The organism is Pedobacter hiemivivus (genome assembly GCF_004331685.1).
Classification (GTDB): domain Bacteria; phylum Bacteroidota; class Bacteroidia; order Sphingobacteriales; family Sphingobacteriaceae; genus Pedobacter; species Pedobacter hiemivivus.
The window spans coordinates 202,223-215,907 of the sequence record NZ_SJSM01000001.1 but is presented as its reverse complement, the minus strand read 5'-3'; the positions used below and the strand labels follow the sequence as shown (position 1 = coordinate 215,907).

The 13,685-nt window shown below is 40.5% G+C and carries 9 protein-coding genes; 1 reads left to right on the top strand and 8 read right to left on the bottom strand.

The features are described 5' to 3' along the window. Nucleotide 1: 1 nt before the first annotated feature. From EZ444_RS00945 to EZ444_RS00920, 6 genes are all read right to left on the bottom strand, one after another. On the bottom strand, nucleotides 2-1,510 hold the full coding sequence (locus tag EZ444_RS00945) for a hypothetical protein (RefSeq protein ID WP_131606324.1): 1,509 nt from the start codon (nucleotides 1,508-1,510) through the stop codon (nucleotides 2-4). Nucleotides 1,511-1,602: 92 nt separating this feature from the next. Further along, nucleotides 1,603-3,591 carry a heavy metal translocating P-type ATPase gene (locus EZ444_RS00940; protein WP_131606322.1) on the bottom strand — a complete coding sequence of 663 codons (1,989 nt, stop codon included), beginning with the start codon at nucleotides 3,589-3,591 and terminating at the stop codon, nucleotides 1,603-1,605. A gap of 35 nt (nucleotides 3,592-3,626) precedes the next feature. Next, on the bottom strand, nucleotides 3,627-4,049 hold the full coding sequence (locus tag EZ444_RS00935) for a Fur family transcriptional regulator (protein WP_131606320.1): 423 nt from the start codon (nucleotides 4,047-4,049) through the stop codon (nucleotides 3,627-3,629). A 21-nt stretch (nucleotides 4,050-4,070) separates the two neighbouring features. Beyond that, on the bottom strand, nucleotides 4,071-5,366 hold the full coding sequence (locus EZ444_RS00930) for an efflux RND transporter periplasmic adaptor subunit (RefSeq protein WP_131606318.1): 1,296 nt from the start codon (nucleotides 5,364-5,366) through the stop codon (nucleotides 4,071-4,073). A gap of 4 nt (nucleotides 5,367-5,370) precedes the next feature. After that, nucleotides 5,371-9,738 carry a CusA/CzcA family heavy metal efflux RND transporter gene (locus tag EZ444_RS00925; protein ID WP_131606315.1) on the bottom strand — a complete coding sequence of 1,456 codons (4,368 nt, stop codon included), beginning with the start codon at nucleotides 9,736-9,738 and terminating at the stop codon, nucleotides 5,371-5,373. Between the two features lie 90 nt (nucleotides 9,739-9,828). Next, nucleotides 9,829-10,152, bottom strand: a complete 324-nt coding sequence (locus tag EZ444_RS00920; protein ID WP_131606313.1) for a hypothetical protein — start codon at nucleotides 10,150-10,152, stop codon at nucleotides 9,829-9,831. A gap of 438 nt (nucleotides 10,153-10,590) precedes the next feature. On the opposite strand from EZ444_RS00920, the gene mgtE reads away from it, so the two are divergent. Then, nucleotides 10,591-11,964, top strand: coding sequence for a magnesium transporter (mgtE, locus tag EZ444_RS00915; RefSeq protein WP_131606311.1), 1,374 nt, complete (start codon nucleotides 10,591-10,593; stop codon nucleotides 11,962-11,964). Between the two features lie 3 nt (nucleotides 11,965-11,967). On the opposite strand, the gene EZ444_RS00910 is transcribed toward mgtE, so the two are convergent. Together EZ444_RS00910 and ychF are read right to left on the bottom strand one after the other, a co-directional pair. Further along, complete coding sequence (locus tag EZ444_RS00910; RefSeq protein WP_131606309.1) at nucleotides 11,968-12,441, bottom strand: FKBP-type peptidyl-prolyl cis-trans isomerase; 474 nt, start codon at nucleotides 12,439-12,441, stop codon at nucleotides 11,968-11,970. A 95-nt stretch (nucleotides 12,442-12,536) separates the two neighbouring features. After that, nucleotides 12,537-13,631, bottom strand: a complete 1,095-nt coding sequence (gene ychF, locus EZ444_RS00905; protein ID WP_131606307.1) for a redox-regulated ATPase YchF — start codon at nucleotides 13,629-13,631, stop codon at nucleotides 12,537-12,539. Nucleotides 13,632-13,685 lie beyond the last annotated feature (54 nt).

The following is a 13,685-nucleotide window of genomic DNA, read 5'->3' as shown; positions in this document are numbered from 1 at the left end:
CTTACCTGGCCTTCAGCTGAGCCTCATATAAGGAGGTAGGCTGAAGATCAGTTTTATTTAAACCTTCCCATTCTCCATCAGGTTTTCCTTCCAGGCGACCTTTTAATTTTTGTCCCTGAACACCAACAGCATAGTTTTTACCTGATACCCATGGATTTTGTATAGCAGCACCTTTAACCTTACAATTCCATACAACCTGGGTAACACCAGCCCAACCATGACCACTTCCCCAGTTACCACGGTCTTGCACGTTAATCTCACCATCAGTGTCAATATTGTCGTATAAAGTGCCGCTAGACCAACGGTGGTGGGGACCAATATCAGCATGCGTATTTCGTGATTTGCAATGGTAAAAAACATTGGGTCCGCATGTTTTGGCACCCGTAACATAATCATGTCGGCCTTCTGTAGTCTCCAGGTGCATAAAAAGGTTTTGCTGTCCGCTATTGTTAAATGAATACCTTTTTCCACCGGTAATTACAGATTTTGCATCCAGACATTTTGAATCCTTTACTGTTACATTTTTAGCATCACCACCTAAACTTACGCAAGAATAACCAAAGAAACGGGAAGTTACACCACTTACCCAGGCATTCTCTATTCGATCAAAATCAACTGCAATCCAACCATGATCTTCATCGGTGTCATTAGCGTATTCAGATTCAAAATAGATGTTTTCAATGCCAACCTCTTTTATACGGCCTTTAAATTCGTATTTAAAAATTAACCCAGCACCATATTGCGCTTCCATAGCCATCACAATAGGATTGTCTATCGTGATTTTGTTGCCATCTACAGCTACAATTTCTCTTTCATAACTCAGGTTATATGATTCCGGTGTCCATTGTTTAGTGCCATTTCTCTCCACAATTTGATCCATTTGAAGGTCATGGATCCAGTTTTCAGTTCCAGGTCTATATACAATGATCCTGTCGCCAGCCTTAAAACCTTTCGACGAAGCTACCTGAAAGGATTTTGCGCCTGTTGGCACATAAGCATCCGTAATTTTTACCCTGCTACTGACTTCAGAAATTTTTCCTTTTCCACTAATCTTGATCAGTGAACGTAATCCTTTACCTGCAGCAATTAGCCTGGTACCTTGAACCGTATTTCCTTCACCCCTTAAAACAATACCGTCAGTTTTTATGTTGAGGGTTCCGGCGATTGCATAATCACCTTTTTTTAATAGGATTGCACCTCTAAAACCGTCAGCTCCTATCGGCATAGCCGATACTTCATCAATAGCTTGCTGAATGGTGCTGCCTGCATCGCCTTTTACAGGAGAAATTGTTTTTACAACCCCAACCTGCGGGATTTTTTTTAAACCATGATAGTAGCCTACACGACTAAAATCGGGAATGATATTACCTTTCTCATCGGGGATATAGGTAATGCTACCATCTTTGTTTACCGTTAAAAATTTAGAGGTCCATATTTTGTCCTTTACGAAGGAAAGTGTTAATCCTGCAACAAATAAGATGCAGATAGCTAAAGTAGATTTGGTTCTCATTGGAATTTATAATTGCTTATGCAATTGCGTCATAAAAACCGATTTTTTAATATGTGTTATTGGCCGATTTATAAATTCAATTGGCAATGCATTTACAGCTTCATTTGCTGAATACGCACTGCATTTAAAATAGCCAATAAGGCTACGCCAACATCGGCAATCACAGCTTCCCATAAGGTAGCCACACCACCTGCACCCAAAATCAAAACGATGATTTTGATGCCCATAGCTAAACCAATATTTTGCCAAACAATGTTTCTGGTTAGCTTTCCAACCCTTATAGCGGTTACAATTTTAGAAGGCTGATCGTTTTGAATGACAATGTCGGCCGTTTCTATTGTAACGTCACTTCCTAGACCTCCCATGGCAATTCCTGCGTCTGCAAGGGCTACAACTGGGGCATCATTCACACCGTCACCTACAAAGGCCAGGTGCTTACCTTCATTTTTAAGGGCTTCTACTTTTTTAACTTTATGCTCGGGTAACAGATCTCCAAAGGCATTATCTATGCCCAATAGTTTAGCCACTTTGTCGACTACACTTTGTTTGTCCCCGCTAAGCATTACCGTTTGGATGTTTAAATGGTGCAAATCAGTAATGGCCTGCTTCGCATCCTCTTTAATCTCATCGGCAATAGTGATGTAACCTACATATTTGCCATCAACGGCAACCACTACAATAGTGTCTGCTTCACTGTCGATACTGTGGTCGTAATCAACACCAAACTTTGTAAGCAGCTTGGTATTTCCTGCAAGAATAGCTTTGTCGTTTATGGTTCCTTTAAGACCATGGCCTGCAACTTCTTCTATGTGTCCGATTTTGATGTCATGAGAAACCTTTCCTGCATACTTAACCACAGCAAGCGCAATAGGGTGGGTAGATTTACTCTCAATAGCTGCGGTTAGCGAGATCAACTCTTTTTCATTGAAATTATTGGTCACCACTTTTTGAACCTCAAATACACCCTTAGTTAGCGTACCGGTTTTATCCATCACTATGGTATTTACTTTGGTCATTACATCCAAAAAGTTTGATCCTTTAAACAAGATTCCATTTTTTGAGGCTAAACCAATTCCACCAAAATACCCCAGCGGGATGGAGACTACAAGTGCACATGGGCAACTGATGACCAAAAATACCAAGCCTCGGTATAACCAATCTTTAAAAACATAATCAGTAACAAAGAGCATGGGGAGCAGGACTACTAAAACAGCCAGTGCAAATACTATAGGAGTGTATATTTTAGCAAACCGCGAGATAAATAGCTGTGTTTGTGACTTTCGAGCAGTAGCATCCTGAACCATTTCTAGTATTTTGCTTAGTTTGCTGTCTTTAAAAGCTGCCTTAATCTTAACGGTACTCAATTGTTCTAGATTGATCATTCCCGCCAGCACAACTTCACCTTTAATTTTGTTGTCGGGCTTACTTTCTCCAGTTAATGCTGCGGTATTGAAAGTAGCCTTGTCTGATAGCAGTATTCCATCCAATGCTACTTTTTCGCCAGGTTTTACCTGTATGGTCTCGTCAATAGCTACTTCTGCGGGATCAACAGTAATTACTTTTCCATCTCTGATCACGTCAACCGCATTGGGTCTAATATCGAGTAGGGCTTTAATGCTTCTTTTGGCATTGCTCACAGCACTATCCTGAAACCATTCGCCTATTGAATAGAAAACCATTACGGCTACACCTTCACTATAAGAGCCGATGGCAAAAGCACCAATTGTGGCTACACTCATCAACACGAATTCATTAAAGAAATCAAATCTTATGGCTTTTCTAAAGGCAAGATTCAATACATTATATCCAGCAAGGAAATATGCAGGGATAAAGATGAGCAGTTGTATGAGGTTGTTAAAGGTGATGTGGAAACCATATTCAAGTACCATCATTACCACGACAATCGCAAGTGCGGTCAGGAGTGGCCAGTGACTGGTCCAACTTTGAGGGGCTTCAGCACCATGGTTATGCCCATCGTCGTCACTATGCTCAACATGAGCTTGTTGGTCGTTATTGTGATGATGTTTATGATTGAGTTCTTCTGCCGCACAGCAGTCAGAATTTATGTCGGATGCTTTCATAACCTTAAATTATAAATCAAAGGTAAGGTAAGACATTATGCAATGCTATTGCAAACTTTACAAACGCCTTTAATAATAAGGTTCATTTCCTGTTGTTTAAAGCCTTCAGGTAAGGCCATTTCTGGAATGCTGGTGTTGGGTAGGCAAAAGGTTTCCCTGCAGTTGTTGCAATAAAAATGAACATGAAGATCGTGATGGTTTTCAGCATCACAATCTTCATCGCATAAAGCATACTTGGTCGCACCACTACCATCCTCTATACTATGCACCAATCCCTTTTCTTCGAAAGTTTTTAGCGTTCTGTATAGGGTGATGCGGTCGGATGGAGCCATGCCTTTTTCAAGATCATTTAAACTGATAGCTGCAGATTGTTTAGTTAAAAACTCTAATACCAGTAACCGCATGGCGGTAGGGTTAATTTGCTTGGCTTTAAGTCTGCTTTCCGCTTCCTTTATCATATGCTTTATGCTAATATTCAATTAATGGCTATGCTCTGCTGGCCCTGATGATTTTGACTGCAAATAAAAGGCCCCTTTTGTGACTATTTTAACATCGGTAGGTAATTTTTCTATAGGAGTGATCTGAATATAACCTTGTTCTGAAACTCCGGTAGTTACTTCCACTTTTTTGAAATGCACTGAATTTTGATCTTTTGCATCTTCTTCCTTATGTTTTTCTTCTGCTTCTCCTTTATGGGTATGACCATGTTCTTCTTCATGTGCAGCTTTGGCGCTTTCATCAACCACAAAGATGAACTCTTTACCTTCAGATCGTACCACCGCATCGATCGGTACAGCACTGGTTGTTTCAGTACCGACACCGATAAGACCGGTTACATACATTCCTGGGATAAGGTTGGCACCCGGTTTTTTGATAACCGCATGAACAACTACTCCTTTACTATCATTCTCGAATGATTTATTGATGCCGTAGATTTGCCCCTCAATTTGCTCATTCTTTTGATTGGTTAACCGGAAATCAACTTTCTGGCCCACTTTAATCTTGGATAAATCCTTTTCAAATACAATTAGATCAGCATGGATTTTAGAGTTGTCTACAATATCCATGATCGACACCCCAGGTTGTGCATAGGATCCTGTCTCTGCTGAGATTTTTCCTATTGTACCGTTGATAGGAGCGGTAACCGGCACTTGCGAGGTGATGTTTCCAGATGCAATACGGCTAATGGAAATACCGTATTGCTGAAGCTGACGTTCCAAAGCTTTTAGTTTGGCGCGTTCGGCATTGTAATTGGCTTCGGCCTGTTGATGCGCTTTTCCTGTACCCGCATCAGCAGCTTTAAGCTGTTGCTGACGGTTGTATTCGGCTTCAATAAAACTAAAGCCACTTTTAGCGGTCAGATAATCCTGTTGAAGTCTGATCAAGTCTTGGTTTTCAATAGTCACCAATACTTGTCCTTTACTTACGCGCTGTCCTTCAATTACATTGATCTTTCTGATGATACCACCAGTAAGAACGTTGATTTGGGCGGCATTTTGTGGTGGTACGGCTAATTGTCCGCTTGCTTTTACTACCGCCGTAAGGTTCTTTTGTTCGATATTGCCAATTACAATACCCACAGCATTCATTTGCTCCTGACTCAGTTCAAGCGCTTCACTGTGTTCTTCGTGACCTTCAGCACCGTGATCGTGTGCTGCTTCTGTTGTTGCTTCGGTTTTCTTTGTTGTATCACCGCAAGAATTGATTGCGGTCATGATAAATGCTGAACAGATGAGTACAGCGATGTTTCTTTTGATATATGATGTTGCGTTCATTTGATTAGTTCCCTTTTAAAAATTGTAATTGAATAACTGATTGGTTCAACTGGCTAACAGTTTGAAGATAATTGAGCTTACTTTGTACGGCTAGGGCCATATTCTGGATAAACTCAATGTAACCAATCTCTCCCAGATCGTAAGATACCTGTGCAATGCGCAGCTGCTCATCGGCTTGCTTTAAGCCGCCGGAAGTAAAGTAATCTGCTATACTTTTATGCTGGGCATAATTTTGAAGCTCTTGCTGGTATTGCACTGCCAACTGGTTTTGTATGCGCTGGTAATCCGTTTCTGCAATTTGTACTGCAATCTTCTCGTTGTTTACCCTGGCACGGCCGGCACCATTGAATATGGGTACAGCAATACCCAATTGAATACCTGCGATACGGGTTCCTGGGGTGTAGCTACGATCAATATTTGCAGGATTGAAAGATTTAATTAGAAATTGTTGTGCATAACTAAGCGTAAGATCTGGCATCGCACGAGAACGTTCCAAATCAATTTTGGCCTTAGCTACTGCTATTTGTTGTTGGTACACATCAATCAGCGGACTATTGTCCGTTCCATTTGTTCCAGTTTCAGTTAAGGCAAGTACCGGAAGCACTTTTTCAGCAGGACTGATGGTTGTTTTTAAATTTAGCAATTGCTGAAGGTTTAACTGCTGGATGGCTAGGTCTGTCTCGGCTGCCTTTTTTAAGGCTTGCACTTCCTGATATTTGTTCCTTGCCGTAATCAGCTCCAGGTTAGATGTTTCACCTACTTTGTACCTAAGTTCTGATTTTTTAATGAAATTTCGGTAGATGCTGTCCTGCAATTCCAGCACTTTTAAAGTATTGATGCTGTAAAGCAGGTTATAATAGGCTAATCTGGTGTCACGGGTAATTTCCGATTTGGTGTAATTACCTGTTTTCTCCATTAAGCCAGTTTGCCCAGTCAATACTTTTTTCTGGTTTTTATAAAATCCAGGCCAGGCAAAGCTTTGAGAAACTGAAATGGAGTTGTCATTGCTACCACCACCAGTAGGATCCTGAGAAACACTGAAAGCAGTTTTTCCGGGATCAAAAGCAGTTTTTTGCATGGCCTTCGACTGGTCGACTGCCAATCCGGATGACTTTAATTGCAGGTTGTTTTTTAGCGCAAGTGCAACAGCTGTATCCGCTGAGATGGGCAATTGTTGTGCTTTAGCGGAACCTGTAAATCCTAATCCCGCAAAAATCAAAAGGATTATGGCTAATGGTTTTGTAGGCATAGTTAAGTTCTTTTTACGGTCTGTAACCAATATGTATAGACAAGGCAGTACAAATAAGGTGAGCAGTGTTGCAGAAAGTAAACCACCAATTACTACTGTAGCCAATGGTTTTTGCACCTCAGCACCTGCACCACCTGATAGTGCCATTGGTAAAAAGCCCAATGAAGCCACTGCAGCGGTCATAATTACTGGCCTAAGCCTTACCGCTGTCCCCTGAATTACGCGCTTGTAAACGTCAGTAACCCCTTCTTCTTTCAATTGGTTGAAATAGGAGATGAGCACAATTCCATTCAATACGGCAACCCCAAATAAGGCTATAAAGCCAACTCCAGCCGAGATACTGAAAGGCATACCTCTAAGCAATAAGGCAAACACGCCGCCAATCGCTGATAATGGAACGGCTGTAAAGATCAGTATGGTTTGTGTAAAAGATCTGAAGGTAAAATAAAGTAAAGCCAGGATTAAAAGCATGGCTACTGGAACTGCTACAGAAAGCCTGTCTTTTGCCTCTTTCAAGTTTTGAAACTGACCGCCATAGGTGATGTAGTATCCTGATGGAAGTTTCAACTTTGATTCCAGTATCTGCTGAATTTCTGCAACAGTACGTTCTACATCTCTTCCTTTGACATTAAAACCTACGTAAATACGTCTTTTTCCATCCTCACGCGAGATTTGGGCAGGTGCTTCTTTAAGCTCGACTTTTGCCACCTGGTTTAATGGGACCTTATTGTCCGATGGAAGGGGGATATATAGGTTTTCTATATTGGAAATGTTTTCACGAAGGTCGCGCTGCAAACGTACAACCATATCAAAGCGTTTCTCACCTTCAAATACTACTCCGGCTACATTTCCGGCAAAAGCGGTTTTTAAAATACTATTGATGTCGCTAATGGTTAATCCATATTGTGCAATTTTATCTCTATCGTAAGTCACTAATACTTGTGGAAGTCCAGTTAGCTGTTCGACAAAAGGCTCACTTACACCGGCTACTGGCGCTATCAGTTTGGAAACTTTATTGGCTTCTTCCACCAGTACATCCAGATCTTCACCATAAATTTTAATGGCTACATCTTGTCTAACGCCAGTCATGAGCTCGTTGAAACGCATTTGCATTGGTTGGGTAAGCTCCACACTTACACCAGGTAAAATGGATAATGCTTCTTCCATTTTCTCCGACATTTCTTCCTTGGTTTTGGCTGAAGTCCACTCTTCCTTTGGCAGCATAGCGACCATCATATCACCCCGTTCAATTGGCATAGGGTCAGTTGGTATTTCTGCACTTCCAATCCTTGTTACGACTTGTTTTACCTCCGGGAACTTATCTTTCAATATTTTCTCAGCCTTGCTAAATGTTTCTACCACCTGCGTAAGCGAGGTTCCTTGTGCCATGGCAATTTCAACGGCCAAATCACCCTCTTCAAGCTGAGGTAGGAACTCGCCACCCATATTGCTAAATACCCATAAGGTAAATCCAAAGCAGACAATAGCAATGGCTACAACTAGTTTTTTAAAGCCAAGGGCCCGTTCAAGTAGAGGTTTGTACACGCGCTTGAAAAAATCCATGATCTTGTCGGATATATTCCGCTTATGCTCCGTATTTTTGCTTAAAAATAACGCGCTAACCATCGGTACATAAGTGAGCGATAGAATAAAGGCACCCACAATGGCAAAAACAACAGTTTCGGCCATAGGCTTAAACATTTTGCCTTCGATACCTACTAGGGATAATAGTGGCAGGTATACAATAAGGATAATGATTTCGCCAAATGTTGCACTGGCTCTGATTTTTGAAGAAGCTGTAAAAACTTCTTTGTCCATTTGTTGCTGAGTTAACCGAGGTGTGCTTTTAAAAAGGTTACTTTCTGTAAGTCTGAATATGATCGCTTCTACAATAATCACCGCGCCATCTACAATTAGACCAAAGTCTATAGCCCCCAGACTCATCAGGTTACCTGAAACTCCAAAAAGACGCATCATGGAAAAGGCAAACAGCATGGATAAAGGAATCACCGAGGCCACAATCAGTCCGGCTCTCCAGTTTCCAAGTAGGAGTAAGAGCACGAAAATTACAATCAAGGCTCCTTCAATCAGGTTTTTTTGAACTGTACTGATGGAGCGACCAACCAGTTCGGTACGGTCTATATAAGGTTCTATAACCACCCCTTCAGGTAAAGTTTTTTGGATCTGGGTAATCCTTTCTTTTACATTTGATATCACCTGATTAAAGTTTTTACCTTTCAACATCAGGGTAATTCCGGCTACCACTTCACCAGTACCATTTCTGGTTACAGCACCATATCTTGTGGCTGTCCCATATTGTACGGTTCCAATATCTCTGATCAGGACTGGTACACCACCAACATTCTTCACTACTATCTTTTCAATATCGTCCAGAGACTTAACCTGACCGATGCCGCGGATGGTATAGGCATTACTTTGTTGCTCTATATACGAACCACCAGTGTTTTCATTGTTGTTTTTAAGCGCATCATAAATTTGTGAAATGGTTACATTGTTGGCATTCAGTTTTTCATTGTCTAATGCAATTTCATACTGTTTTACATAACCACCCCAGCCACTTACTTCGGCAACGCCCTTGGTTCCGGCAAGCTGGGTTCTTACTACCCAATCCTGGAGGGTTCTTAAATCCGTAGCTGTATATTTATTTTCGTAGCCTTTTTTAGTATGCAATACGTACTGATAAATTTCGCCAAGGCCGGTGGTGATAGGGGCCAGTGTTGGCTCGACCATACCATCAGGGATGATGCTTTCAGCTTCTTTTAGTTGTGCGGCAACCTGTTGCCTTGCCCAGTAAATGTCAGTGTCATCTTCGAAAACAATGGTGATCACAGATATTCCGGAACGCGATATAGAGCGTTTTTCGATCACATTGGGAATGTTAGCCATGGACAGTTCAATAGGTGCTGTAATGAATTGCTCCACTTCTTGTGCGCCCAGGCTAGGGGCTTGCGAGATAATTTGCACCTGATTGTTGGTGATATCGGGCACCGCGTCAATAGGTAATCTTGTTAAGGAATAAATCCCCCATATGACTAATGCCAGGGTCATTATGCCAATCGCTAGTTTATTCTTTATAGAGAATAAAATAATCTTATTAAACATATAATGATGTTATTTTACAGCAGATCAATGGCAAGATTTTGCCATGAAATTGCGTGGGTTAATAATTAAAAAGAAAAAATCTGAGATTAATTATACCCATTGAGGGGGCTGCCAAATTTCGCCAGGAAATAAGATCACAGCAACGGCCAGATAATTAGGGAAACTGTTATTTTGTTCTGTTACGACAAGTGCTGGAGCTTTACTCACTGATGCCGAAGCTACAAAGGCATGATAAGTACTGGCATGAAAAAATGGTGAACAGGCATGTGGGTTTTCATGTTTCTCGCTATGGCTGTCTGAAGCGGAATAACATGTATCTTCATGCCCTGATGGAAGATCTGCTTCACTACCACAGCATGGCCATGCGGACAGGGCCATTACATATATGGTGAATATGAAAGCTAGATACCTCATATTACAAACTTAAGTCTTTTTTTTTAAAAACAAATTAATCCTTATCACTCGGCTGTTTTATTTTAATTTAAAGTTAATTAATGTCTTTTAAGGTGTGTTTTAGCCTTGGAAGGTTTCATTGTGTAATAGGAATATTGCAAGGCTTCGGGAAGGGTTGTATACCACAAGGAAGATAAGGGGGATCAAACAGGGACTTAACAGGGGGATAACAGGGACTAATCCCTGTTAAGGCCTTTCAATTTCCTTTCAGTATCCTACAGGAATAACTCTTCCTGAAGGAGTAGTTAAAAGGGGGACCTGAGCGCAATATCTGGTTCGTATATCGAACTCAAAATAAACTATCAATTAATCGTCTAAAAACGCAGATTTTTAAAAAATAAAAGGCACTTTTGCAAAACTGTAAAGAAAAGCATAAAGATGTAAAAGAACTGCGCATATATGGAAGAGGAAGTGGTTGAAGAGATCGTTAGACTGTTAGAACAGGATGACGACACACAATTAAAAGTTTACCTGGATGATCTTAACATTTCGGATGTTGAGCATTTGATAGATGAGCTTCCCCAACATGCAGTAAAATTTATCGATACACTATCTATAAAAAGGGCAGTAAATGTTTTCAGAATCCTTGATTTTCCTACGCAGGAAAAAATCATAAAAAAACTTCCGGGAAATAAACTGGCTGAGCTGATTAACTTGCTGCCGCCAGATGACCGTACTGCCTTGTTTAGTGAATTAAAAGGTGATGCAGTAAAAAAACTCATTATCCTGTTACCTGCAAAGGATAGGATTGAGGCACTTTCACTCTTGGGATACGAAGAGGATAGTGTGGGTAGGTTGATGACTCCGGATTATGTAGCAGTAAAAAAGGACTGGACAGTTAGCCGGGTATTGTCTCACATCAGACGTTACGGAAAAAACTCTGAAACCATTGATGTCGTTTACGTGATTGATAAAGATGGCGTATTGCTGGATGACATCCGAATCAGGGAAGTCTTACTGGCAGATCCTGATGCTAAAATTGGTGAACTAACAGATCATCGCCTGATTTCATTGAAAGTAAACGACCCACAAGAGGAAGCTATTAATGTATTTAGGATGAACAACCGGGTAGCTTTACCGGTGGTTGATGATAACAATGTTTTGCTTGGTATTGTAACAGTTGATGATATTCTTTGGATTGCTAATGAAGAGTATACCGAGGATATGCACAAAATTGGGGGTACCCAAGCGTTGGACGAACCTTATCTGGATATGCCAATTTTTGGTTTATTTAGAAGAAGGATCGGCTGGTTGGTAGTTCTGTTTCTAGGTGAAATGCTTACCGCTACTGCAATGGCCCATTTTGAAGCCGATATTGCCAAAGCAGTTATTCTGGCCATGTTTGTGCCGTTAATTATATCAAGTGGTGGAAATAGTGGATCTCAAGCTTCGACGCTGATTATACAAGCGATGGCATTGGGCGAAATTACAATTGGCGATTGGTGGCGTGTAATGCGAAGAGAGATTATTTCCGGATTGATGCTGGGTATTGTACTGGGCACAATAGGCTTTTTAAGGATATTTGTATGGACCTTTTTTACAGATATGTACGGACCGCACTGGATGCTGATAGGGCTAACGGTAGGTGTAGCTCTGGTTGGTGTAGTGTTATGGGGTTCTCTGGCAGGATCTATGTTGCCTTTGCTGCTTAAAAAGCTAGGAGCCGACCCTGCTACGTCGTCCGCTCCTTTTGTTGCAACCCTGGTTGATGTAACCGGGTTAATCATTTATTTCTCTGTTGCAGTAGTGTTTTTAACAGGAGTACTGTTATAAAGATTATTGAGCGTTTGAAAGCTTTATTGTGAAATCAAGTACCGAGTTTGCTGGAATACTAGGTTGTGCATTATTGCCATAAGCGTATCCTGATGGGATAAAAAGTCTTATTTGTCCGCCTTTTTGAATATATGGAATCCCAATTTGCCAGCCTTGGATTAAATTGCTTAATGGAAATGTTTTTTCCTGACCGCTATCAAAATTGGTTGATGATCCCAATACTTTACCCGAATAATCAACAGTAACGGTTTTATTAACTGTAACTACTTCGCCTGATCCTTGAGTAACCACTTGATAAAATACACCAGATTTATCCTTAAGGGCTGGAATATTGTTGTCAGTCACATATTTTCTGATGGCAATAGTGTCTGCTGTTAATTGCGCGTTTGCATCAAAATCATCAACAACATTATTTTTACAAGCTGTAAAACCGACGGCGATTGCGCCAAGAAGTACTAAATATTTAATCTGTTTCATAAATATAGTTTTAACTTTTTGAGATGATCTATCTCTGGTTTGGAATAGAAAATAAAACATTACTCTTCGAAGAGTAATGTTTTATTTTCTATATTTTAAACGTTGAAACGGAAGTGCATAATGTCACCATCTTCTACAACATAAGTTTTTCCTTCAACACCTAATTTACCTGCATCTTTACAAGCATTCTCAGATCCTAAGGTTACAAAGTCATTGTATTTAATCACCTCAGCACGGATAAATCCTTTTTCGAAATCGGTATGGATTACACCTGCAGCTTGTGGCGCTGTAAAACCTTTAGTAATGGTCCACGCTCTTACTTCCTGCACACCTGCAGTAAAATAAGTGTATAGATCTAATAAGCGGTATGCAGCAACAATCAGTTTGTTTACACCAGATTCTGTTAAACCAAGGTCAGCTAAAAACTCCTGACGCTCTTCGTAACTTTCTAATTCAGCAATTTCTGATTCTATTTTAGCAGAGATCACCAATACTTCGGCATTCTCATTTTTTACAGCTTCTTTAACACGGTCAACATAAGCATTCCCGTTGATCACTGAACCTTCATCTACATTACAAACGTATAATACTGGTTTTTGAGTTAACAAGCCCAGATCTTGAATAAATTCGAAGTCTTCTGCTGATACTGCTGCCGAACGAACTGTTTGCCCGCTTTCGAGTTGTGTTTTAATAACGCTCAGGATATCGAAAGTTCTTTTGGCATCCTTATCGGTTTTAGCCATTTTCTCCACTTTCTGAATTCGTTTATCAACCGTATCCAGGTCTTTAAGTTGTAATTCAGTATCAATGATTTCTTTATCACGAATAGGATCAACTGAACCATCAACATGGATCACATTTCCATCATCAAAGCAACGCAATACATGAATGATTGCATTTGTAGCCCTGATATTACCTAAAAACTGGTTGCCTAAGCCTTCACCTTTTGATGCACCTTTTACCAAACCAGCGATATCTACGATTTCGATAGTATTTGGAACGATACGGTTTGGCTTAACCAACTCGGCTAATTTTGTCAATCTCTCGTCTGGTACAGTAATTACGCCTATATTGGGCTCGATAGTACAAAAAGGGAAGTTCGCCGCTTGGGCTTTTGCGTTAGATAAACAGTTAAATAATGTAGATTTTCCAACATTTGGTAAACCAACGATACCACATTGTAATGCCATGAATGATTTTTTTCTTGATTTGGCGCAAAGGTATCAATTTTTTAAAAATATTTT

Bases quoted from the DNA above. Each gene is read 5' to 3' on its own strand.
- EZ444_RS00945 (WP_131606324.1), bottom strand. From the start codon at position 1,510: ATGAGAACCAAATCTACTTTAGCTATCTGCATCTTATTTGTTGCAGGA.
- EZ444_RS00940 (WP_131606322.1), bottom strand. From the start codon at position 3,591: ATGAAAGCATCCGACATAAATTCTGACTGCTGTGCGGCAGAAGAACTC.
- EZ444_RS00935 (WP_131606320.1), bottom strand. From the start codon at position 4,049: ATGATAAAGGAAGCGGAAAGCAGACTTAAAGCCAAGCAAATTAACCCT.
- EZ444_RS00930 (WP_131606318.1), bottom strand. From the start codon at position 5,366: ATGAACGCAACATCATATATCAAAAGAAACATCGCTGTACTCATCTGT.
- EZ444_RS00925 (WP_131606315.1), bottom strand. From the start codon at position 9,738: ATGTTTAATAAGATTATTTTATTCTCTATAAAGAATAAACTAGCGATT.
- EZ444_RS00920 (WP_131606313.1), bottom strand. From the start codon at position 10,152: ATGAGGTATCTAGCTTTCATATTCACCATATATGTAATGGCCCTGTCC.
- mgtE (WP_131606311.1), top strand. From the start codon at position 10,591: ATGGAAGAGGAAGTGGTTGAAGAGATCGTTAGACTGTTAGAACAGGAT.
- EZ444_RS00910 (WP_131606309.1), bottom strand. From the start codon at position 12,441: ATGAAACAGATTAAATATTTAGTACTTCTTGGCGCAATCGCCGTCGGT.
- ychF (WP_131606307.1), bottom strand. From the start codon at position 13,631: ATGGCATTACAATGTGGTATCGTTGGTTTACCAAATGTTGGAAAATCT.